This is a genomic window from Mycobacterium neumannii (assembly GCF_048452905.1).
Taxonomy (GTDB): domain Bacteria; phylum Actinomycetota; class Actinomycetes; order Mycobacteriales; family Mycobacteriaceae; genus Mycobacterium; species Mycobacterium neumannii_B.
In genome coordinates this window covers 125320-146948 of record NZ_JBCGVF010000005.1, presented here as the reverse complement: position 1 = coordinate 146948, position 21629 = coordinate 125320, and the positions used below count along the sequence as shown (strand labels likewise).

The window sequence follows — 21629 nt, the reverse complement described above, 5'->3', positions numbered from 1 at the left end:
GCGATCGAAGTCGGGCCGGACGGTTTGTCGACCGCCATGCCGAGCGCTGTCAACGCGACGATCGCGCCGCCGCCGAGAACCGCAGCGATAGCTTTGAAGTGAATTGTTCGTCGCTTCCCGGCACGTCCCACTCGAGTCACTCCATTCGTGGTTGCCCAGTCGCCCCGTCGGCGCGGCCACCGGAAACTCAGTTGCGCATTCACTGAACAGGGCGTTTCTGCGAGCGTGCTGGACCCTGAGTGCGTGTTCGCCAAATCGCGCAGCTTGCCGCGCTCCACGGCCACGTCACGGCGATCGGGGCAGTCATCTCCTAACCTGAGCGCATGCAGCCGACCGACGGACTCTCCGCATGACGCGGTTCTTGGCGCGCCGACTGCTCAATTACGTCGTGTTGCTGGCGCTGGCGTCGTTCCTCGTCTTCCTGCTTGCGTCGTGGCAGTTCGATCCCCTCGACAGCCTGGAGAGCCGCAACCCGCGCCCGCCCCAGAGCGTCATCGACGCCAAACGCGTCGAACTCAATCTCGACAAGCCGGTGCTCGAACAGTACGCCCACTGGGTGTCGGGCGCCGTCCGCGGCGACTTCGGTATGACGATCGGCGGGCAGCCGGTGACCGACGAGCTGTGGCGACGGGTGGGTGTCAGCCTTCGTCTGCTGGTGATCGGCTCGGTCGTCGGAACCGTGATCGGCGTGGCCGCCGGGGCGTGGGGCGCCATCAGGCAGTACCGGCTCAGCGACCGCGTCGTGACGGTGCTGTCCCTTCTGGTGATCAGCACGCCGACGTTCGTTCTCGCCAACCTCTTCATCCTGGCCGCGCTGGGCGTGAACAACGTGCTCGGCGTGCGAATCTTCGAATACACCGGCGAGACTTCGCCCTTCCCCATCGAGGGGGCGTGGAACCAGTTCGTCGACCGGTTACAACACCTCGTGCTGCCCAGCATGACGCTCGCCATCTCCTCGATCGCGATCTACAGCCGCTACCAACGCAACGCGATGCTCGATGTCCTCGGTCAAGACTTCATCCGCACCGCGCGGGCCAAAGGCCTGACCCGGCGACGCGCGCTCATCAGGCACGGGCTGCGCACCGCGCTGATCCCGATGGCGACGCTGTTCGCCTACAGCGTCGCGGGATTGGTGACCGGTGCGGTGTTCATCGAGAAGATATTCGGTTGGTACGGCATCGGGGAATGGATCGTCACCGGCATCGGCAACCAGGACATCAACATCGTCGCGGCGATCACCGTGCTGTCCGGCGCGATGATCCTGTTGGCCGGCTTGCTCTCCGACGTGGTCTACGCGGCGCTCGACCCGAGGGTGCGGGCGTCATGACCGAACCCGCCACCACACAAAAATCGACCGCCGCGCAGTCCGGCGTCTCGGACGGCTTCGCATCGCGACGGTCGCTGGTGTTCCGCCGGTTCCTGCGCAACAAGCCGGCCGTCATCTCCCTGGTGCTGTTGGTGGTCATGTTCGTCGGGTGCTACGCGTTGCCGCCGCTGTTGCCCTACAGCTACAACGATCTCGACTACTTCGCGCTGCAGCAGCCGCCCAGCCTCGAGCACTGGTTCGGCACCAACGCGCTGGGACAGGATCTCTTCGCCCAGACGCTGCGCGGGATGCAGAAGTCGATGCTGATCGGTGTCTGCGTCGCGTTCATCTCGACGATCATCGCGGCGACTGTGGGCACGATATCGGGGTACTTCGCCGACTGGCGAGACCCCGCCCTGATGTGGCTGGTCGACCTGATGCTGGTGGTGCCGAGCTTCCTGTTGATCTCTATCGTGGTGCAGCGCACCAAGGGTGACATCATCTGGATGATCGTGCTGCTGTCGTTGTTCAGCTGGATGATCAGCTCCCGGATCGTCCGCGGCATGACGATGAGCCTTCGCGACCGCGAATTCGTCGCGGCCGCACGCTATATGGGTGTCAGTAACTGGCGGATCATCGTCCGCCACATCCTGCCCAACGTCGCGTCGATCATCATCATCGACACGGCGCTCAACGTCGGTGTGGCAGTGCTGGCGGAAACAGGCTTGAGCTTCTTGGGTTTCGGCATCCAGCCGCCCGATGTGTCGCTCGGCACGCTGATCGCCGACGGCACGAAGTCGGCGACGACTTTCCCCTGGCTGTTCCTGTTCCCCGGCGGTGTACTGGTGCTGATCATCCTGTGCGCCAACCTCGTCGGCGACGGTTTGCGCGACGCGCTCGATCCGGGTGCCCGTCAGCTGCGGAGGCGCAAGCGATGAGCCTGCTCGAGGTCCGCGACCTCACCGTCGAGTTCCCCACGGACTCGGCACCGGTGAAAGCGGTGCGGGGCATGAACTTCGACGTCGGCAAGGGCGAGGTCGTGGCGCTGGTCGGCGAATCCGGTGCGGGTAAATCGGCCAGCGCGATGGCCGTCGTCGGCCTACTCCCCGAGTACGCCGAGGTGTCCGGTTCCATCCGGTTGCACGGCGACCAGTTGATCGGGCTGTCCGATCAGCGGATGTCGGCGATCCGCGGGAAGGCTATCGGCACCGTGTTCCAGGACCCGATGTCGGCGCTCACCCCCGTCTACACCGTCGGTGACCAGATCGCCGAGGCGATCGGAATTCACCAGCGCGGCATCGGCCGACAAGCCGCCAGGAAGCGCGCGGTCGAACTGCTCGGACTGGTCGGCATCGCCCAGCCCGATCAACGTGCCAAATCGTTCCCGCACGAATTGTCCGGCGGGGAACGCCAGCGGGTCGTGATCGCCATCGCCATCGCCAACGATCCCGACCTGATCATCTGCGACGAGCCGACGACCGCTCTGGACGTCACGGTGCAGGCGCAGATCCTCGAAGTGCTGAAGACCGCCCGCGACGTGACCGGCGCCGGCGTTCTGATCATCACCCACGACCTCGGGGTGGTCGCCGAATTCGCCGACCGCGCCCTGGTGATGTACGCGGGGCGTGCGGTCGAAGTCGCTGACGTCGATCAGCTGTATCGCGACCGGCGGATGCCTTACACCGTCGGGCTGCTGGGCTCGGTGCCGCGCCTCGACGCCGCACAAGGCGCGCGCCTGATCCCCATCCCGGGGGCACCGCCGTCGATGGCCGCGCTGCCGCCCGGGTGCCCGTTCGCCCCGCGCTGTCCGCTTGCGATCGACGACTGCCGCGCCGCCGAGCCCGAGCTGCTGCCGATGGACTCCGGGCCGGGCCATTTCGCCGCGTGTATCCGCACCGAACACGTCGTCGGCCGCAGCGCCGCCGAGATCTACGGCGTGTCGACGGCCCCGTCCGGCACACCGTCTTCGGCCGAGCCGCCGGTGGTGCTGCGCGTCGACGATCTGGTCAAGACCTACAAACTGACCAAGGGTGTGGTGTTTCGCCGCCAGGTCGGTGAGGTGCGCGCCGTCGACGGCATCAGCTTCGCACTGCACCAGGGCCGCACGCTGGGCATCGTCGGAGAGTCCGGGTCGGGCAAGTCGACAACCCTGCACCAGATCCTGGCGCTGACCGCCCCGGAACGCGGTTCCATCGAGGTGCTCGGCAAGGATGTGGCCTCACTCGACCGGCGCGGCCGTCGAGGGCTGCGAGGGGAGCTGCAGGTGGTGTTCCAGGACCCGGTCGCCTCCCTGGACCCGCGGCTGCCCGTGTTCGAAGTGCTCGCCGAACCGTTGCAGGCCAACGGTTTCGACAAGCGCCAACGCGACGACCGGATCGGCGAGCTGCTCGGCATCGTCGGGTTGCAACGTGAAGACGCCACCCGCTATCCGGCAGAGTTCTCCGGCGGGCAGAAGCAGCGCATCGGCATCGCGCGCGCGCTCGCGCTACAGCCGAAGATCCTGGCACTCGACGAGCCGGTGTCGGCCCTGGACGTCTCGACCCAGGCCGGCATCATCAACCTGCTGTTGGATCTGCAGCAGCGGTTCGGGCTGTCCTATCTGTTCGTCTCCCACGACCTCTCGGTGGTGCGGCACCTGGCCCACCAGGTGGCGGTGATGTACAAGGGCACCGTGGTCGAACAGGGCGACGGTGACCAGGTGTTCACCGACCCACAAAACGACTACACCCGGCGGTTGCTGGCCGCGGTGCCGCGACCGCAGGTGAATCGCCGCTAAAGTCGGACCGCATGAGGATGCGACGCTTTGCTGCGGCTTCCATGATCGCCGCGCTGACCCTTACCGCGTGCTCGGGAGGTTCCGAGGAAGCCCCCTCCGCCGGCGGCGAGGCGACGGTGGGAAACACCAACGACATCAACCCGCAGGACGTCGCCGACCTGCAGCAGGGCGGCAACCTGCGGCTGTCGATCAACGAGTTCCCGCCGAACTTCAACCCGCTGCACATCGACGGCAACACCGGTGACAACAACTCGCTGATGAAGCCGGCGATGCCGCGCGCGTTCCGGATCGGCCCCGACGGCTCGGCCACCGTCAACACCGACTACTTCACCGATGTGGAGCTGACCAGCACCAACCCGCAGGTCGTCACGTACACGATCAACCCGGAAGCGGTGTGGAGCGACGGCGCGCCGATCACCTGGGAGGACATCCAGTCTCAGATCAACGCCACCAGCGGAAATGACGACCGGTTCGCGATCGCCGCGACCAACGGCAGCGACCGGGTCGAGAAGGTCGAGCGGGGCGTCGACGACCGCCAGGCCGTCATCACGTTCGCCGAGCCGTGGTCCGACTGGCGCGGGATGTTCGCAGGGACCAGCATGCTGGTGCCCAAGAGTTCGACGGAGAACCCGGAGGTCTTCAACAAAGGTCAGCTCAACGGCCCCGGCCCGTCGGCGGGACCGTTCATCGTCTCCAACCTCGACCGTGGCGCCAAACGAATCACGTTGACCCGCAACCCCAAATGGTGGGGTGAGCAGCCGCTGCTGGACAGCATCACCTTCCTGGTCCTCGACGACGCCGCACGCATCCCCGCGCTGCAGAACAACACGATCGACGCCACCGGTCTGGCGACGCTCGACGAGATGGAGATCGCACGACGCACGCAGGGGGTGACCATCCGGCGGGCGCCCGGCCTGGCCTGGTATCACTTCACGTTCAACGGCTCTCCCGGTTCGATCCTGGCCGACCCCGCGCTGCGGCGGGCGATCGCCAAGGGAATCGACCGCAAGACCATCGCCGAAGTCACCCAGCGAGGGCTCGCCGACAACCCCGCACCGCTGAACAACCACATCTTCGTCGCGGGCCAGGAGGGCTACCAGGACAACAGCGGCGCGATCGCCTTCGACCCGGAGAAAGCCAAGCAGGAACTCGACGCGCTGGGATGGCGGCTCAATGGCCAGTTCCGCGAGAAGGACGGCCGCCAACTCGTGATCCGCGACGTGCTGTTCGACTCCCTCAGCACCCGGCAGTACGGGCAGATCGCGCAGAACAACCTCGCCCAAATCGGCGTGAAACTGGAGCTGGACGTCCGCCCGGCGGCCGGCTTCTTCACCGACTACGTCACCGTCGGCAACTTCGATATCGCCCAATTCTCCTGGAGCGGTGACGCTTTCCCGCTCGCAAGCCTGACGCAGATCTACCGGACGGGAGCCGAGAGCAACTTCGGACAGATCGGCAGCCCGGAGATCGACGCCAAGATCGAACAGACCGTCGGCGAACTGGATCCCGCCAAAGCCCGTGTGCTGGCCAACGAGCTGGACAAGATGCTGTTCGAAGAGGTGTTCAGCCTGCCGCTGACCCAGTCGCCGGGAAACATCGCGACGCGAAGCAATCTGGCGAACTTCGGTGCGTTCGGCCTGGCCGATGCCGACTACACGAAGATCGGCTTCATGAAGCCCTAGCGCAGCCGCGGCCGCAATCGCTGCGGGTCGATCGCCGCTCCCGCTTCGAGATCCTCGATGAGACTCTCGGCATAAACGACAAGCCCGGAGACGTCGACGTCGTGGGCGACCGAGGCGTCGGCCAGACCGGCGCGTGCGCGGTCCAACACCGCCAGCGCTCCCTGGGTGTTTCCGCGTTGGATGTGGGTGATGCCGACGGCGAGTTGGGCGAGGCTCTGCCAGAAGGTGCGTTCGGCGTCCGGGCCGTTCTTCCACGCCGCCTCCAACACCTCGTGCGCGTGGAACGCCATGCCATCATCGAGGAGCTTCTGGGCGTAGGAGAGGGTCTCGGCTGGCGGCAGGTCGAGGTCGTCGGGGATGCGCTCGACACCCTCGCTGCCGTGGGGCAGCGGCCGCCCCAGAGCATCGCGGGGACGGGTGTTGCGGGGACGCCCGGCGTCGTCGCGGTCGCGCTCGGCCATGGAACCCATCTTGGCACTCACGGCTTTCACGCACGCAGCAGCTCGGCGGCCTTCTCCCCGATGAGCACGCTGGGCGCGTGGGTGTGCCCGCGAATAATCGCCGGCATCACCGACGCGTCGGCAACCCGCAGCCCGTCGACGCCGCGAACGCGCAGGTTCGGATCGACCACGCTCGCGTCGTCGCGGCCCATCCGGCACGTGCCGACCGGGTGGTACAGCGTGTGCGAGAACGTGGCCAGCGCGCGTTCCAGCGTCACCTCATCGAGGGCAGCCGAGTGGAGGGGCCGCGCGATCTTGCCGATGACGCCCTCGAGTGCGGGCGCCTGGGAGATGGTGGCGCAGATTCGCAGGCCGGCCATCACCGCCGCGCGGTCGGCGCCGTCGGGATCGGTGAGATAGCGCGGGTCGATGATCGGTTTTTCCGCCGGGTCGGCCGAACGCAATTCGATGGTGCCGCTGCTGGCCGGCTTGAGCAGGATCGTCCCCAGGACGACGGCGTGCGTGTCGTAGGGGTCGCCGATGCCCTCCTCGAAGAACGGGGCCGGGGCGAAGATCAGCTCCAGATCTGGCAGCGCGAGGTCGGGGCGGCTGCGGACGAAACCGTAGGCCTCGCCGACGTTCGAGGTGAGCATCCCGCGGCGTCGCAGCAGGTAGTTGAGCAGCTGAAGCGGCTTCTCGGCGGTGAAAAGGCTGTCGCCCCGAACGTCGAAGCCGAGTGCCGCGATGAAGTGGTCGAGAAGGTTGGCTCCCACGCTCGGGGCATGGACCAGCGTCTGGATGCCGTGCTCGGCCAACCGTTCGCCGTCACCGATGCCCGAGAGCATCAACAGCTGCGGGCTGTTGATGGCGCCGCCGCACAACACCACCTCGCGCCGGGCCTTGATGACGCGGCGGGTGCCGTTCTGGTCGATCTCGACGCCGACGGCGCGACGGCCCTCGAACACCACCCTGGTCGCCAGCGCCTCCGTTTCGAGCGTGAGGTTTCCACGCTTGAGGGCGGGCTTGAGGTAGGCGTCGGCGGCGCTCCAGCGGGCACCGCGGCGCTGGGTGACCAGCGTCTCGCAGAACCCCTCCGGCGCCGCCTGGTTCGGCTTCTCGATGCGGTAGCCGCACTGCTCGGCGGCGGCAAGCCATTTGGCGGTGGCGCTGCGCGGGCTGCGCTGCGGGCTGATGGAGAGCGGACCGGCTTCGATGCGACGCAGGTACGGCTCGAGGTGCGCGTAGTCCCACTGCTCGCCGGCGGCCTGCCCCCACTCGTCGTAGTCCGCAGCGAATCCGCGCACCCACATCATCGCGTTCATCGACGACGACCCGCCGACCATCTTGCCTCGCGGCCAATAGATTTCGCGGCCGTCGAGCTCCTTCTGCGGTTCGGTCAGGTAGTCCCAGTCCATGGGCCCGCGGAACAACTTGACGAAGCCGGCAGGGATGCGGATGAACTTGTCCTTGTCATGCGGACCGGCCTCGAGCGCGACGACCCGCACGGACGGATCGTCGCTGAGCCGGGCGGCCACCACCGACCCGGCCGAGCCCGTTCCCACGACGATGTAGTCGGCTTCCATCCGCCGGAGTCTAGATTTTCCGAGACGCGCGAACCCGGAAAGTGCGCGAACCCGCACGGAAAGTCGTGGTCGCCGGACGGCTGTCCGCGCCCGCGAGCGGCTATGCGGTGAGCGCGATGTGCTGGGCTCCGTCGACGGCCGCGTACCGCTGCGGGCTGCACGTCAGCACGATCACCTGCCCGTCGCCGCCCACCGCGTTGAACACCGCCCCCATCTTGACCAGTCGGTCGGGATCGGTGAACCCGAGCGCGTCGTCGATGACGACCGGCACGCTGTCCTCCTTGGCCACCAGCGCCGCGCCGGCCAGTCGCGCCACGATACCGAGTTGTTCCTTGGCCCCGCCGGACAGCGAGTCGTAGGGCACGGTGCGCCCCGACAGCGTGCGGGCGCAGATCCGCAGCGCGCTGTCGACCTCGACCTCGAAGCTGTCGCCGAACACCATGCGGCCCAACCGTTCCACTTCGCCGCGGAACGGCTCGACGTAACGCTGCCGGGTGGAGTCGCGGTGCCGTGCGATCACCGACCGCAAGAGCTCGGCGGCCCGCGCGCGGCGCTGCACCCTCGAGTACTCGGCGAGCGTGTGCTCCCGCTCCGTTTCCGCCTCGTCGAGCTTGCCTTTGCGGCCTTCGGTGCCGTACACCTTCAGCTGCGTGCCGACCTCCCGCAATTCCTCAGCGAGCTGGTGGTGCCCGGCCGACACGGCGTCGGCCCGTTGCGTTGCCTCCCGAAGGGCCGCGGCCACGGCATCGGGCGCCGCGCGGTTCACTTCCTCGCTCAACTCCTCGACCAGGCTGGTGGCCCGCAACGCTTCCTCGGCGTGCATCTGAGCCCGGTGCGCCAACTCGTCGTCGCCGACGGTGGCACGCTGCCCCTGCAACCGTTCACGGGCCAGGGTGAGCTCGGACCGCGCGCCGGCCAGCTTCTCGCGCAGCACGGTCAGCCGAATGTCGCACTCCCCCAGGCGCTTAGCGGCCTCTTCGGCCACCTTGCGCTGCTTGTCGCAGTCGGCGATCGCCTGCTTGTGCGCGGTTGTCGCGGCGTCGAGCTCGGCCCGCGCGGCGCCGGCGTCGACCTCGAACAGATCGGCCACCTCTGGTTGACGGGCCTCGAGGTCAGCCAGCCGCCCCCTGAGCCGGTCGGCCGATTCGTCGCCCGTCAGCGCCTCGACCGTCGCGCTGAGCCGGTCCCTGGTGGTGACCAACTGTTGCCGACGCTGGTCCTGAGCGCGCGCCTCGTCGACGTCGTCGACGCCGCAAGCCGTCAGTGCCTTGGCCAGCACATCCTGTGCCGCATCGAGTTTGGCTTGGGTTTCCGACGCCGGCGTGCCGGGTACCAGCCGGGCGGTCAGCAGATCGGGCACCTCGATGGCGGTCTCAGCGCTGACGCTGGCCGTCCACGCCTGACCGGCGCCGAGGGTGACCGTCTGGCCCCCGACGCGGAGCTCGACGGCCGCCGATGCGATGACCTCGATGTGTGCCGACGCCAGCTCGACCTGTGCCGTCACGGCGTCGACCGTCGCCTTGGCGGCGTCGATGGCCCGCATCTTCTCGCCGGTCACCCGGATCTCGGCGAGTTCGCCCTGCACGCGTTCGAGGTCACGCTGGGCGGTCTCGACCTTCGACAGTTGCGCGGCGATGCGGTCTGCCTCGTCGCGATCGGCCAGCCGTTGAACGGTACTTCGCGCCGCTTCGACGCGAGCCTGGTTGCCCTCCAACGCTTTTCGTGCCTGCTCGGCTGCCGCCTCGGCGAGTTCGGCGACTTCGGCGGCCGTCGCCTGGTTCTCGTCGGCCTTGACAGCCTCGGCCTCGAGGTCTGCCATCGCGGCGGCCCGCTGCTCGATGTCGGCACGCAGGCGCCGCCGCTCCTCGACCGCGGCGCGCGACGTGTCGTGGTTGGCCTTCGCCGCCGCGAGAACCAGTTCCGCCTCCTTGAGCTGTGCCTTCAACGCGGCCACCTCCTCGGCGGCCTGCTGCGCGACGGCGACCTGCCGTGCCGCATCGGTGCACTGTGCGGTCAGCCGGGCCAGTTCGTCGGTGAGCGTGGCGTGCCTGCGGACCGCGTCGTCGACCTGCGCAACGGCGGCCGCCGCCTCGGCCAACGCCTCCTCGGCCGTGCGCAACCGGGTGGTGGCAGCGGCCCATTCACCGGTGGGCCTGCCGGTGCGGGTGAAGTAACGCAGGTATTCGTCCTCGACGCGGTCGACCAGCAGCGGTTCGGCACCCGAAAGCTGCACGGCCTCACCGGCAGCCACGTCGAGCGCACGCGAGAGCGCATCGCATCCGGACAGGTCGACTGCCGCCGTTGACCCGGATTGCAGCACCCGCTGGGCCTGCCATAGGCAGGTGTCGACGGTCTCGTCGAGCATGGCCCGGACCCGGTCGTGCGCCTCGTCACCGGTGAGCTGTTCGCGGCGCGGCTCCATGATCGTCAGTTCGGTCTCGAAGCGTTTGTGGAAGCGCTTGCGGTACACGAAACGATAGGGGCCGGTGGAGATCTCGGCCTCGACCTCGGCGCCGACGTCGGCGTGTGTCGGCTTGACCTCTTTGACCTCTTTCTTCGCCGACCGGTCCTTGGCCTCGATCAACAGGTCCAGCGCCTCGATCATCGACGACTTGCCGATCTCGTTCGCGCCGCTGACGATCACCACGCCATGGTCGGGGAATTCGATCTCGCGACGGGTGATGCCGCGGTAATTGGTGAGGACCAGCCGGTGCAGTTTCATGCCACACCCCGATCCGACAGCCGCAATAGCAGCGCCAGCGCGGCCCGGGCGTCGTCGGCCGCCTCACCGTCCGACCGTGCGGTCGCGACCAGTTCGTCGACAGCCGAAGCGGCGAAGCCGCCGATACCGAGGTCGTCGAACTCACCGTCGGCCGGAACGACCGCGATGTCGCTCTGCTTCTCGTCCACCCTCAACGCGGCGAAAAGCCGGGCGTACTTGTCCAGGCAGACGTCGAGCGCGGCCTTGTCGGTGACCGTCAGCGATCCGGTCAACGCGAGACGGACCACGGTACGTTCCTTGTCCGGCAACAGATCCAGGTTGATGTCCAGGTCGGCGACGTCGCGGTCGCTGTCCACCCCACGGCGCAGCGTGACGAACCGCCAACGGCCCACCTTCCGCGGTTCCACGGTCACCGGACGCCCCGGGGCGTCCTCGTCGATGTCGACGATCAGCACATGCCCCGAGTCCACCTCGATGTCGTCGTAGTTGGTGACCTCCGGCGACCCGGAGTACCAGATCCGCCCGGTGGACCCCACCTGCATACGAGAGTGCTTGTCGCCCAATGCCACATAGTGCACCGCGCCCCGGTTGACGGCCGCCTCCAACGCCGCCAGCCGAATGAGCGACGGCCGGTCCTTGTCCGGCACGAAGATGTCCACACCGCCGTGGCCGACGACGACCCGCGTCACCCCGTCGGCGCAAAGACCCTCGAGCACGCCCGCCACGGGGTCCGACGACGGCGCCTTCGAGGTCCACGGCGCCGCGACCAGCTCGAGGCCGGGCCGCACCTCGTGCACCCCCGCGCGGTCGAGCACCGACACGTTGCCGGGACACTCGGCGACGAACAGCGGGCTGGTGTAGACCGACGAGGCGTCCAGCGGGTCGTGGTTGCCCGGCAGCAGATAGACCGGAACGCCGATGGCGCGCATGGCCTCGAGCGAAAGGCTGACGTCGCGCGGCGCCAGTTGGTTGTGCTCGAAGACGTCGCCGGCGACGACGACGAACTCCGCGCCCGCGTCGGCGGCCACCCGGCCCAATTCGACCACCGCGTCGCGGCGCGCCGCCGAATAACGGGGCTGCGCCTCACCATTGAGGAAGTACCGCGTCATGCCGAGCTGCCAGTCGGCGGTGTGCACGAATCGCATCTCAGCGCCCCCTTCCCCTCGTCGTGTTTGCCGGGCACCGCGAGTGTAGGGCGGGACGCCGACAAGTCCCGGGAGGTGCAGCGGCATGCCTTACGGTTAGTCCGGTGTACCGCACGCTGCTGTTGCTCCGGCACGCCAAGTCGGACTATCCGCCAGGGGTCGCAGACCACGACCGTCCGCTGGCGCCCAGAGGCGTGCGCGAAGCCGGGTTGGCCGGCGACTGGCTGCGCGCCAACGTGCCCGCCGTCGACGCCGTGCTGTGTTCCACCGCCACCCGCACCCGCGAGACGCTCGCGCGCACCCGGGTCGCCGCGCCGGTCCAGTACCGGGACCGCCTCTACGACGCGACTGCGGGCACGGTGATCGACGAGATCAACCGAGTGCAATCACACTTCGACTTCGAGGTGGGGACCCTGCTGGTGATCGGCCACGAACCGGCGATGTCGGCTGTCGCGCTCGGCCTGGCCACCGCCGACGGCACCAACGTCGCTGCGGCCGAACAGATCTCGCTGAAGTTCCCGACATCGTCCATCGCGGTGCTGCGCACGCGGCAAGCGTGGGCCGACGTGGCGCTCGACGGCGCCGCGCTGGTGGACTTCCACGTCGCGCGCTAGCGGTCAGGCGCGGGTGGCCAGCGTCAGCTCCATCAGCTTGATCGCCATACCGCAGGCGTCCATCCCCGGCGACTGCGGGTTGACCCACCAGCCGACCACACCGGCCGCGTCGCTGGCCACACCGCACGCGCCGTTCGGATCGTTCGGCCGCATCACGATGGACTGGATGCCGGCGACCCTGCGGTCTTCGATCCGATAGTCCAACCGCTGGGCCACCTCGCGCTCGTGGTCCAGATCGCCCTGCTCGAACCAGAACCTGGTGATGTCGATGAGGCCACCCGGGTTGGCCGCCTGCCAGCGGCACACGGCGCCGACGAACGTGCTCTGGATGTCGAGAGGGTCGGCGCCCACGGTCTCGGCGAGGATGTCCTCGGTCAGCACCTCGCACTCCTTGAGCAGGTTCGGGTACTGCCGCTCGGAGTCTTCGTTGCGTGGCCCGCCACCAGACCCCGACTTGGCCGCCGTGCCTTCGACCGTCTGGGTGCAACCGGTGAGCACGGACAACGAAGCGAGCACGGCGAAGGTGCCCGCGATCAGCCGACGAGCGGACGCGGTTTTCATTCGGAGTTCACAATCGATTGGCGGGTCAGTTCCTTGGCCACCTCGCACGGATCCGGGAACGGCTTGCTGGCGTAGCTGATCGACCACTCGATGAAGTCATCGTCGAACTGGATGCCGATCTCGCAGAGGTTGGTGCCGTTGATCGGGTCCTCGCTGTACCCGATGAACCCGTCGTGGCCTTCGATGCTGATGTCCTCGACGGCGGTGCGGGACAGTTCCATGGTTTTGCGCTCACGGCCGATCGGGCTGCCGCGGAACCAGGTGAACGAGAAGTGCGGGCCGAGGATGCTGCCACCGGCCAGCCACTGGCACCCCACGGAGGTCTTGGCGGTGTTGATCAGCCCCGGAACCCGGGTCTGCTTGATGACCTCCTGGTCGCTGATACCACCGCACTGGGGGAAGAACGGGCCGTGCGAGACGTTCTCCGCGGGAGCTGGGGTGTCCTCAGGCAGTTGCGGGCCGGCGGGTTCGGAATCCGAGCATGCGGACAGCGGGATGACCACCGCGGCCGCGAGGGCCAGGCAGCGGGTCACGCGCGTGCTGTGAGTCACGCCATGCACTGTAGCGGCAGCTTGTGAGGTCAACCACCGACATGCCGGTTGACCTGCCCATATATCGGATGTGCGACAGTAACGGAATGTTATGGGCGCTGCTGCGACAGTACGCGCGGCCATATCGGGCGTTGCTCGTCACCGTCGCCACGCTGCAGTTGGTCAGCACGCTCGCCTCGCTGTACCTGCCGACCGTCAATGCGGCGATCATCGACGACGGCGTCGCGGTCGGGAATCTGCGCCGGATCGTCGAACTGGGCGGTGTGATGCTCGCGGTCACCGCGCTGCAGGTGGTGTGCGCGGTCGGGGCGGTGTACTTCGGATCAAGGGCGGGCATGGGTGTCGGCCGCGATCTGCGCGCGGCGATGTTCGACCACGTGACGGGGTTCTCGGCCGAGGACGCCGCACGGTTCGGCGCGGCGTCACTGCTCACCCGCACCACCAACGACGTGCAACAGATTCAGCTGCTGGTCCAACTGACCTGCACGATGCTGGTCACCGCGCCGATCATGTCGATCGGCGGGATCGCCATGGCGCTGCACCAGGACGCCGGGCTGTCCTGGCTGCTGCTGGTGAGCGTGCCGATCCTGGCCCTGTCCAATTACTGGATCGTGCGACATCTGCTTCCGATCTTCCGGCGGATGCAGCGACTGGTCGACGGCATCAACCGGGTGATGCGCGACCAACTCGCCGGCCTGCGCGTGATCCGCGCCTTTGCGCGGGAACCGTTCGAACGCAACCGGTTCGCCGAAGCCAACCACGCGCTGGCCGACACCGCGCTCGAAGCCGGACGGTGGCAGGCGCTGATGCTGCCCACCACGACGCTGGTGATCAACGTCTCGAGCGTCGCGTTGATCTGGTTCGGTGGGCTGCGCATCGACGCCGGACAGATGCAGGTGGGCTCGCTGATCGCGTTCCTGGCCTACTTCATGCAGATCCTGATGGCCGTCCTGCTGGCGACGTTCATTCTCGTCATCATCCCGCGGGCGTCGGTGTGCGCCGAGCGGATCTCCGAGGTGCTGTCGGTCGCACCGCACATCGTCAGCCCCGAACATCCGGTGCGGCCGTCGAGGATCCGGGGCGAGATCCGGTTGGACGCCGCGACGTTCTGCTACCCCGGCGCTGAACGACCTGTCCTGCAGGATATTTCCCTGACGGCACGACCGGGTACGACGACGGCGGTAGTCGGCTCCACCGGGTCGGGCAAGTCGACGCTGGTGTCGCTGATCTGCCGGATGTACGACGCGACGAGCGGATCGGTGTACCTCGACGGCGTCGACGTGCGCGACTACGACCCCGAGCAGCTGTGGTCGGCGCTCGGCCTGGTGCCGCAGCGCGGATACCTGTTCTCGGGCACCGTCGCCGACAACCTGCGGTACGGCAAGGCCGACGCGGATGACGACGAGATGTGGGCCGCGCTGCGGGTGGCCGCGGCCGACGACTTCGTGCGCGCGCATCCCGACGGCCTGGCCATGAAGGTCACCCAGGGTGGTGCCAATTTCTCTGGTGGACAACGGCAGCGGTTGGCCATCGCCCGCGCGGTGATCCGCCGGCCCGCCGTTTATCTGTTTGACGACGCGTTCTCCGCACTCGACGTGCACACCGACGCCCGCGTGCGCTCGGCGCTGCGCGAGGCATCGGCAGAAGCGACGGTCATCGTTGTCGCCCAGCGCATCTCCACCGTCACCCAGGCAGATCAGATCGTGGTGATCGACGACGGCCGGATCGTCGGCATCGGCACTCATGAAACCCTGCTGACGGACTGCCCGCAGTACGCCGAATTCGCCGAATCGCAGTCGCTCGCCATCGTCGGGGACGCCCAGTGAGCGGCCCGATGGCCCGCCCCATCCGCGGCATGCAGCAGGCGCCCACGCAGCGCTCACGCGACTTCACCGGCTCCGCGATCCGCTTGGTCAAACGGCTGACACCGCAGCGCGGCCTGACCGCATGCGTGATACTCCTGGGCGTCGCGGGCATCGCGATCAGTGTCATCGGGCCGCGAATCCTGGGACACGCCACCGATCTTCTGTTCAACGGCGTGGTCGGCCGTCAGCTGCCCGCGGGGATCACCAAGGAGCAGGCCATCGACGCCGCCCGCGCGCGCGGTGACGGCACGTTCGCCGATCTGCTGTCGGGGATGAACGTGGTCCCCGGCCAGGGTGTGAACTTCGGGGCCGTCGGGCGCACACTGCTGCTCGCGTTGGGCCTGTATCTCGTCGCTGCGCTGATGGTCTGGTTGCAGGCCCTGCTCCTCAACGTCGCGGTGCAGCGGACCATGGCGGCACTACGCTCGGACGTCGAGGACAAGCTGCACCGAATGCCGCTGTCCTACTTCGACTCTCGTCAGCGCGGCGAGGTGCTCAGCAGGGTCACCAACGACGTCGACAACATCCAGGGCTCGTTGTCGATGACGATCAGCCAGCTGCTGACGTCCGTGCTGACGGTGCTGTCGGTGCTGGTGATGATGCTGACCATCTCACCGCTTCTCACGCTGCTGACCGTGGTGACGGTGCCGCTGTCGCTGTGGGCGACCCGGGTCATCGCACGCCGGTCGCAACGCCTGTTCGTCGCGCAGTGGGCGAACACCGGCAGGCTCAACGCCCACATCGAGGAGACCTACAGCGGCTTCACCATCGTCAAGACCTTCGGTCATCGCGCCGCGGCGCAGAAGCGGTTCCGCGAGTGCAACCAGGACGTCTACGACGCCGCCTTCGGCGCCCAGTTCTTCTCCGGCCTCGTCGGGCCGGCCACCACGTTCATCGGCAACCTGAGCTATGTCGCGGTCGCCGTTGTGGGGGGCTTGCAGGTGGCCACCGGCCAGATCACGCTCGGCAGCATCCAGGCGTTCATCCAGTACGTCCGCCAGTTCAACCAGCCGCTGACGCAGGTCGCCGGAATGTACAACACGCTGCAGTCCGGTGTGGCCAGTGCGGAGCGGGTTTTCGACCTGCTCGACGCCGACGAGGAAGCGCCCGATCCCGCGGATCGGCTGCCGGTCGCAGCGCCGGGAACGGGCCGGCCGGCCGGCCGGGTGGAGTTCGCGGACGTCACGTTCGGCTACCACCCCGACACACCGGTGATCCGGAACCTGTCGCTGACCGCCGAACCCGGCAGCACGGTGGCGATCGTCGGGCCGACGGGCGCGGGCAAGACGACGCTGGTGAACCTGCTGATGCGGTTCTACGACGTCGACTCCGGCCGGATCCTGGTTGACGGCGTGGACATCTCGACGGTCAGCAGGGATTCGCTGCGATCCCGCATCGGGATGGTGCTTCAGGACACCTGGCTGTTCGCGGGCACCATCTTCGAGAACATCGCCTACGGCAGGCCCGACGCCTCCGAGGGCGAGGTGATCTCGGCGGCCAAGGCCGCATACGTCGACCGGTTCGTGCACATGCTCCCCGACGGCTATCAGACCCACGTCAGCGACGACGGCGCCTCGATCAGCGCCGGCGAAAAACAGCTCATCACGATCGCGCGCGCGGTGCTGGCCCAGCCCAGCCTACTGATCCTCGACGAGGCCACGAGCTCGGTCGACACCCGCACCGAGCTGCTGATACAGCAGGCGATGGCCGAGTTGCGCCGCGACCGAACGAGTTTCATCATCGCCCACCGACTGTCGACCATCCGGGACGCCGACCGCATCGTGGTGATGGACGCAGGCGAGATCATCGAACGCGGCACCCATGCCGAGTTGGTCGCTAAGCATGGCGCTTATTGGTCCATGACGCAGGCCTAAGCGTCGTACGCTCAAGGCGATGAGCGAAACGGTCTACACGTTCTGCCGGATTTGTCTGGCCTCCTGCGGGCTCGAGGTGACGGTCGGGGACAACCGCGTCACCAAGATCGCCGCCGACAAGCAGAATCCGCACAGCTGGCGGGACTTCTGCGCCAAGGGCCGCACCGCACACAGGCTCGTCGAGCATCCGCGCCGCATCCTCAACCCCATGCGCCGCGTCGGCGATTCCTACGTCGAGGCCAGCTGGGACGAGGCCATCGCCGACATCGCCGCCAGGATGAACGCCGCGATCGAGGCGGGTGGACCCGACGCGGTCGGCATCTATTATGGCAATCCGGCGGGTTTCTCCTCGTCCAACGTCATCTTCATGAACGGCTGGCTGGACGCGCTCGGGACCCAGAATCGCTACGCCGTGGGCTCGGTCGACCAGAACGCGATGCACGTCGTCGCGGAGGCGATGTACGGCTCGATCCTGATGGTGCCCGTGTCCGACGTCGACAATTGCGACTACTTTCTTCTGGTCGGCACGAATCCCGCTGTGAGCGCGTGGAATTGGCTCGAGACGGTGCCCGGCGGGTGGCGACGTGCGCTGGCACGCCAACAACAGGGCGCGAGGATCGTGGTGGTCGACCCGCTGCGCACCGAATCCGCAGAGAAGGCCGACCTGCACCTCGCGGTGCGTCCGGGACAGGACTGGGCGTTGCTGCTGGCGATGGTGAAGGTCATCCTCGACGAGCGTCTCGAACATCGCCAGGACTGCGCGGAACTGGCCACCGGAGTCGACGATCTGCGTGCGCTGGTCGCCGACGTCGATCTCGACGAGCTCGCCGCCCGCTGCGACATCCCCCGCGACCAGATCGAGCGGGTTGCCCGCGACTTCGCCGCGGCGCGCGGGGCCATGGTGGTGACCCGCACCGGGGTGTCGTTGCACATGGCGGGCACCGTCGCCGAGTGGCTCGGGCATGTGCTCAACGTGATCACCGGCCGAATGGACCGCCCCGGTGGACGCCGCTTCGAACCCGGCTACGTCGACGCGATCAGGATGTCGGCGATGGTCAAGGCCAAACCGCACTACAGCCGGCTGCTGGGCCGCGAGATGGTCGCGGGCGCACACGCACTCAGCGAGTTGCCCGACGAGATCACCACGCCCGGCCACGGTCAGATTCGCGCGCTGTTGATCAACTGCGGCAACCCCGTGATCTCCGGCCCCGACGGCGACAAGCTGGACCGTGCCCTGGCCGATCTGGACCTGTTGGTCGCGATCGACTTCGTCCAGCGGGAGAGCCACCGCCATGCACACTGGCTGCTGCCCGCGGCCCATTGGCTCGAGCGCAACGACCTGCTCGCGTTCACCAGCAACATGCACGACGAGCCGTATCTGCAGTACGGCGCCAAGGTTGTCGAGCCGCCGCCGGGAGTCCGGCAGGAGTGGCGCATCTTCACCGACCTCGCGATCGCGATGGGCAGACCGCTGTTCGGCGCCAAGGGCCTCAACGGATTCATCAAGGCGACCCGCGCCGCGGCGCGTGTGATGCGCAGGCCGGCCCTGGAGTTCGGACCGCACTGGATCGACCGCCTGGTCGTGGCGACCTCACGAAAGATCAACGGGCGCAGGATCAAATGGCGAGACGTCATATCGCACCCGCACGGCTGGGTGTTGGGCCCCCGCGAGTTCGGGCATTTCCGGGAGGCGCTGAGAACCCACGACAAGAAGGTGCACGCGGCACCGCCCGAGTTCGTCGCGCGGGCCCGCGAACTGCTCGCCGATCCGCTTCCGGCGGCACCCGTCGGCTATCCGTTCCAGTTGGCCAACCGCAGGCACCGGCACTCGATGAACTCGTGGCTCAACGACTTACCCGGACTCCATCCCGCCGGTAAGGGCAACGACGTGATCATTCACCCGAAGGACGCGGCCGATCTCGGGGTGAGCGACGGCGACCTGGTCAGGGTCTTCTCCCCGGTCGGCGAGGTCGAGTTGGCGGCGGTGGTGGACGACCGTCCGCGTCAAGGGGTGATCATCATCGACCACGGTTGGGGCTCACGGGTTTTCGACCCACGCGGACACAACGCACCGATCTCCTACGGCGCGAACCGCAACCTGTTGGTCGAGGGCGCGCCGGTGGACCCGCTGTCCCAGACTGCGGCGTTGAGTTCGCAATACGTTGGCGTGGAACTGGTTTCCAGCTAGAGGTTCGGGCCCTCGGCGCGCAGTTCGTCGACGTTGCGCATCGCCTCGCGCAGCTTGCCCAGCCACTCCTCGGCGTGTTCACCGACCAGCCGCACCGACCACACCAGTGCATCCGAGCGTGACCGCGCCACACCCGCGCCGACCAGCGTGTCGAGCACCTGACGCTCGGGTTGGCGCAGTCGCGTCATCACCGGAACGGCCATGTTGGTGAACATGATTCGCTCATAGTTGTCGGCGCCCGGCGCCCCGATCTCGATGCCCCACGCGACCTTGCGGCCGTAGCGCGCTTCGGCCTCGTCGGCGATGCGCATGCGTTCGGCGCGGGTTTCCTCACGGAACCGCGCGGCCCGTCCGGATGCGCGGGCCTCGCTCTCGTCGCCTTCGGGCTCCGCGAGCCGTCCCATGACGGTGATCTCCTCGCGGTCGACCACCACCGTCGGGTCTCCGGCGAACCAACTCTCGGGAAGCCGACCGGCGAACCAGTCGGCGGCGTCGCCCGCATCGGGCTGCTGAGCCTGTTGCCAGCCGCCTTGGCGGCGCCGGCCATGGATGTTGTGTCGCATGATTACATGCTTACACCGTTACACCCTTACGATGTGACTGTTCGCTGAGAGCGAACGATCCAGGTCAGACGCGGGCCGTCGACACCGACGAAACGGATGACGTCTGTAACTAGCCGCGCTTGCGCAGCAGCAGCGCGCCGCCGCCCACGATCGCACCGATCAGCAGCAGCACGGCCAGGGTTGGGCTGACCAACCACCACACCAGGCCGACAGCGATGAGTGCAGGTGAGGCGACGAAGAGCGCCATCCCCGGATGCTGCTTGAGGACCGCGAAGGCGCTCTGCGCCCGGACCCGGTCGATTTCCTTTGCCATGGCACAAGAATGCCAGTCGTCGAGTGGTTTCGGGCGGAGGGGATCAGCGCGAAAAGCACCTCACCGCATCAGGGTCGTCCGGTTAGTTTGTAGCCATGACAGCACCGAGCAACGGAAGCTGGCGACCCGATCCCGAAGGTCGCTATGAGTACCGCTGGTGGGACGGGCACAACTGGACCGACCAGGTGTCGCACCAAGGGCAGGTCGGCAGGGCACCGCTGACGTCACTCGGTGGGCCGCCGCCGGCACCCCAGACACCTCCGCAACAGACGGCACCGCCGCAGGCCATGGCGGTCGGCGACGGCTTCGGAGGGATCAGCGGCGATCTGGTGGACGGCCGGTTCAGCGAAAAAGAGGCCAAGGCCATCGCCAACCAGAACACCAAGATGTTGCGGGTGCGCCTCGGGGAGCCGTTCATGGCGCGGCAGGGCTCGATGGTGGCCTACCAGGGCAACGTCGACTTCGCGTTCGAGGGCGGCGGCGCCTCGAAATTCATCAAGAAGGCGCTGACCGGTGAAGGGCTCCCGCTGATGCGCTGCCAGGGTCAGGGCGACGTCTTCCTCGCCGAGCGGGGGTACGACGTGCATCTACTGCAGCTGACCAACTCCGGGTTGTCGATCAGCGGCAAGAATGTGCTGGCCTTCTCCTCGAACCTGAACTGGAACATCGAGCGCGTACGGGGCGGCAGCATCGCGACCGGCGGCCTGTTCAACACCACCCTGCGCGGAACCGGTTGGGTGGCGCTGACGACCGACGGGCCCCCGGTCGTGCTCAATGCCGCGGAGGCGCCGACGTTCGCCGACACCAATGCGGTGGTGGCGTGGTCGGCGAATCTTCAGACTCAGCTCAAGACCAGCTTCAAGGCCGGCGCGCTCATCGGCCGTGGCTCCGGCGAGGCGATCCAGGTCGCGTTCCACGGGCAGGGTTTCGTGATCGTGCAGCCCTCGGAGGGCGCCCCGCCGGTCGCCACGACATAGTCACAGTTCGAGCAGTACGGTCACGGGGCCGTCGTTGACCAGCTGAACCTGCATGTGAGCGCCGAATACGCCGGTCGACACCGACGCGCCAAGGTCGCGCAGCGCATCGGCGAACGCGGTGACCACTGGCTCTGCCGTCGCGCGCGGCGCGGCGGCGTTCCACGCCGGGCGCCGGCCCTTGGCGGTGCTTGCGTACAGGGTGAACTGGCTGACCACCAGGATCGGGGCGCTGACGTCCGAGGCGGACTTCTCGTCATCGAGAATCCGGAGCTGCCAGAGCTTTTCGGCCATCCGCCGCGCCTTGGCCGCGTCGTCGTCGTGCGTCACGCCGACCAGCGCGAGCAGACCCTGCCCCTCGGGCTGGATCGCCCCGACGACCTCGCCGTCCACCGTGACGGCTGCTGAAGTGACCCGTTGGGTGAGAACACGCATGGATGCCGATGCTGCCACGGTGGTCGCGCGGGGGCCG

At 67.7% G+C, this 21629-nt stretch carries 18 protein-coding genes; 9 read left to right on the top strand and 9 right to left on the bottom strand.

From position 1 onward, the window contains the following. The first annotated feature begins 349 nt into the window (after window positions 1–349). Genes AAHH99_RS17480 through AAHH99_RS17465 form a run of 4 tightly spaced genes read left to right on the top strand, consistent with a single transcriptional unit; the run spans window position 350 to window position 5764 of the window. Window positions 350–1327 (top strand): ABC transporter permease, encoded by a 978-nt coding sequence (locus AAHH99_RS17480; protein ID WP_418769862.1) that lies wholly within the window; start codon window positions 350–352, stop codon window positions 1325–1327. Next, a complete protein-coding gene (locus AAHH99_RS17475) occupies window positions 1324–2244 on the top strand; it encodes an ABC transporter permease (RefSeq protein ID WP_418769861.1) in 921 nt (306 codons plus the stop codon). The genes AAHH99_RS17480 and AAHH99_RS17475 overlap by 4 nt, the downstream gene beginning before the upstream one ends. Beyond that, window positions 2241–4082 carry a dipeptide ABC transporter ATP-binding protein gene (locus tag AAHH99_RS17470; RefSeq protein WP_418769860.1) on the top strand — a complete coding sequence of 614 codons (1842 nt, stop codon included), beginning with the start codon at window positions 2241–2243 and terminating at the stop codon, window positions 4080–4082. Before AAHH99_RS17475 ends, AAHH99_RS17470 begins: the two co-directional genes overlap by 4 nt. 11 nt (window positions 4083–4093) lie before the next feature. Further along, complete coding sequence (locus AAHH99_RS17465; RefSeq protein WP_418769859.1) at window positions 4094–5764, top strand: ABC transporter family substrate-binding protein; 1671 nt, start codon at window positions 4094–4096, stop codon at window positions 5762–5764. On the opposite strand, the gene AAHH99_RS17460 is transcribed toward AAHH99_RS17465, so the two are convergent. The 4 genes from AAHH99_RS17460 to AAHH99_RS17445 all read right to left on the bottom strand — a co-directional run bounded on the left by AAHH99_RS17460 (window position 5761) and on the right by AAHH99_RS17445 (window position 11654). After that, on the bottom strand, window positions 5761–6225 hold the full coding sequence (locus AAHH99_RS17460) for a DUF309 domain-containing protein (protein ID WP_418769858.1): 465 nt from the start codon (window positions 6223–6225) through the stop codon (window positions 5761–5763). The two genes, AAHH99_RS17465 and AAHH99_RS17460, sit on opposite strands and share 4 nt — an antisense overlap. 26 nt (window positions 6226–6251) lie before the next feature. Continuing rightward, window positions 6252–7787, bottom strand: a complete 1536-nt coding sequence (locus AAHH99_RS17455) for a GMC family oxidoreductase (protein ID WP_418769857.1) — start codon at window positions 7785–7787, stop codon at window positions 6252–6254. Between the two features lie 100 nt (window positions 7788–7887). After that, window positions 7888–10509 carry an AAA family ATPase gene (locus AAHH99_RS17450; protein WP_418769856.1) on the bottom strand — a complete coding sequence of 874 codons (2622 nt, stop codon included), beginning with the start codon at window positions 10507–10509 and terminating at the stop codon, window positions 7888–7890. Beyond that, the gene (locus AAHH99_RS17445) at window positions 10506–11654 is read right to left on the bottom strand and encodes a metallophosphoesterase family protein (protein WP_418769855.1); all 1149 of its coding nucleotides are present in this window, start codon (window positions 11652–11654) and stop codon (window positions 10506–10508) included. The genes AAHH99_RS17450 and AAHH99_RS17445 overlap by 4 nt, the downstream gene beginning before the upstream one ends. Before the next feature lie 104 nt (window positions 11655–11758). On the opposite strand from AAHH99_RS17445, the gene AAHH99_RS17440 reads away from it, so the two are divergent. Beyond that, window positions 11759–12268: a SixA phosphatase family protein gene (locus AAHH99_RS17440; RefSeq protein ID WP_418769854.1), complete on the top strand. Its 510-nt coding sequence runs from the start codon at window positions 11759–11761 to the stop codon at window positions 12266–12268. 3 nt (window positions 12269–12271) lie between these two features. Here AAHH99_RS17440 and AAHH99_RS17435 read toward each other — a convergent pair whose 3' ends face one another. Both AAHH99_RS17435 and AAHH99_RS17430 read right to left on the bottom strand, forming a co-directional pair. After that, window positions 12272–12829: a DUF3558 domain-containing protein gene (locus tag AAHH99_RS17435; RefSeq protein ID WP_418769853.1), complete on the bottom strand. Its 558-nt coding sequence runs from the start codon at window positions 12827–12829 to the stop codon at window positions 12272–12274. After that, window positions 12826–13389: a DUF3558 domain-containing protein gene (locus AAHH99_RS17430; RefSeq protein ID WP_418769852.1), complete on the bottom strand. Its 564-nt coding sequence runs from the start codon at window positions 13387–13389 to the stop codon at window positions 12826–12828. The genes AAHH99_RS17435 and AAHH99_RS17430 overlap by 4 nt, the downstream gene beginning before the upstream one ends. Window positions 13390–13466: 77 nt before the next feature. Here AAHH99_RS17430 and AAHH99_RS17425 point away from each other — a divergent pair, with 77 nt between their 5' ends. The 3 genes from AAHH99_RS17425 to AAHH99_RS17415 are packed head-to-tail and all read left to right on the top strand — an operon-like array spanning window position 13467 to window position 19307. Then, window positions 13467–15206, top strand: a complete 1740-nt coding sequence (locus tag AAHH99_RS17425) for an ABC transporter ATP-binding protein (protein ID WP_418769850.1) — start codon at window positions 13467–13469, stop codon at window positions 15204–15206. Window positions 15207–15214: 8 nt separating this feature from the next. After that, window positions 15215–17119, top strand: a complete 1905-nt coding sequence (locus AAHH99_RS17420) for an ABC transporter ATP-binding protein (RefSeq protein ID WP_418769849.1) — start codon at window positions 15215–15217, stop codon at window positions 17117–17119. A gap of 19 nt (window positions 17120–17138) precedes the next feature. Next, window positions 17139–19307, top strand: a complete 2169-nt coding sequence (locus AAHH99_RS17415) for a molybdopterin-containing oxidoreductase family protein (protein WP_418769848.1) — start codon at window positions 17139–17141, stop codon at window positions 19305–19307. Here AAHH99_RS17415 and AAHH99_RS17410 read toward each other — a convergent pair. Together AAHH99_RS17410 and AAHH99_RS17405 are read right to left on the bottom strand one after the other, a co-directional pair. Continuing rightward, window positions 19304–19870, bottom strand: a complete 567-nt coding sequence (locus AAHH99_RS17410) for a hypothetical protein (RefSeq protein WP_418769847.1) — start codon at window positions 19868–19870, stop codon at window positions 19304–19306. The genes AAHH99_RS17415 and AAHH99_RS17410 overlap by 4 nt on opposite strands. A 109-nt stretch (window positions 19871–19979) precedes the next feature. After that, on the bottom strand, window positions 19980–20183 hold the full coding sequence (locus AAHH99_RS17405) for a hypothetical protein (protein ID WP_064418846.1): 204 nt from the start codon (window positions 20181–20183) through the stop codon (window positions 19980–19982). A 95-nt stretch (window positions 20184–20278) separates the two neighbouring features. On the opposite strand from AAHH99_RS17405, the gene AAHH99_RS17400 reads away from it, so the two are divergent. After that, window positions 20279–21160 carry an AIM24 family protein gene (locus tag AAHH99_RS17400; protein WP_418769846.1) on the top strand — a complete coding sequence of 294 codons (882 nt, stop codon included), beginning with the start codon at window positions 20279–20281 and terminating at the stop codon, window positions 21158–21160. Here AAHH99_RS17400 and dtd read toward each other — a convergent pair whose 3' ends face one another. Further along, window positions 21161–21592 carry a D-aminoacyl-tRNA deacylase gene (dtd, locus tag AAHH99_RS17395; protein ID WP_418769845.1) on the bottom strand — a complete coding sequence of 144 codons (432 nt, stop codon included), beginning with the start codon at window positions 21590–21592 and terminating at the stop codon, window positions 21161–21163. Window positions 21593–21629 lie beyond the last annotated feature (37 nt).

What these genes read in the sequence shown, in the direction of transcription:
- AAHH99_RS17480 (WP_418769862.1), top strand. Translation starts at nt 350, where the DNA reads ATGACGCGGTTCTTGGCGCGCCGACTGCTCAATTACGTCGTGTTGCTG.
- AAHH99_RS17475 (WP_418769861.1), top strand. Translation starts at nt 1,324, where the DNA reads ATGACCGAACCCGCCACCACACAAAAATCGACCGCCGCGCAGTCCGGC.
- AAHH99_RS17470 (WP_418769860.1), top strand. Translation starts at nt 2,241, where the DNA reads ATGAGCCTGCTCGAGGTCCGCGACCTCACCGTCGAGTTCCCCACGGAC.
- AAHH99_RS17465 (WP_418769859.1), top strand. Translation starts at nt 4,094, where the DNA reads ATGAGGATGCGACGCTTTGCTGCGGCTTCCATGATCGCCGCGCTGACC.
- AAHH99_RS17460 (WP_418769858.1), bottom strand. Translation starts at nt 6,225, where the DNA reads ATGGCCGAGCGCGACCGCGACGACGCCGGGCGTCCCCGCAACACCCGT.
- AAHH99_RS17455 (WP_418769857.1), bottom strand. Translation starts at nt 7,787, where the DNA reads ATGGAAGCCGACTACATCGTCGTGGGAACGGGCTCGGCCGGGTCGGTG.
- AAHH99_RS17450 (WP_418769856.1), bottom strand. Translation starts at nt 10,509, where the DNA reads ATGAAACTGCACCGGCTGGTCCTCACCAATTACCGCGGCATCACCCGT.
- AAHH99_RS17445 (WP_418769855.1), bottom strand. Translation starts at nt 11,654, where the DNA reads ATGCGATTCGTGCACACCGCCGACTGGCAGCTCGGCATGACGCGGTAC.
- AAHH99_RS17435 (WP_418769853.1), bottom strand. Translation starts at nt 12,829, where the DNA reads ATGAAAACCGCGTCCGCTCGTCGGCTGATCGCGGGCACCTTCGCCGTG.
- AAHH99_RS17425 (WP_418769850.1), top strand. Translation starts at nt 13,467, where the DNA reads ATGTTATGGGCGCTGCTGCGACAGTACGCGCGGCCATATCGGGCGTTG.
- AAHH99_RS17420 (WP_418769849.1), top strand. Translation starts at nt 15,215, where the DNA reads ATGGCCCGCCCCATCCGCGGCATGCAGCAGGCGCCCACGCAGCGCTCA.
- AAHH99_RS17415 (WP_418769848.1), top strand. Translation starts at nt 17,139, where the DNA reads ATGAGCGAAACGGTCTACACGTTCTGCCGGATTTGTCTGGCCTCCTGC.
- AAHH99_RS17410 (WP_418769847.1), bottom strand. Translation starts at nt 19,870, where the DNA reads ATGCGACACAACATCCATGGCCGGCGCCGCCAAGGCGGCTGGCAACAG.
- AAHH99_RS17405 (WP_064418846.1), bottom strand. Translation starts at nt 20,183, where the DNA reads ATGGCAAAGGAAATCGACCGGGTCCGGGCGCAGAGCGCCTTCGCGGTC.
- AAHH99_RS17400 (WP_418769846.1), top strand. Translation starts at nt 20,279, where the DNA reads ATGACAGCACCGAGCAACGGAAGCTGGCGACCCGATCCCGAAGGTCGC.
- dtd (WP_418769845.1), bottom strand. Translation starts at nt 21,592, where the DNA reads ATGCGTGTTCTCACCCAACGGGTCACTTCAGCAGCCGTCACGGTGGAC.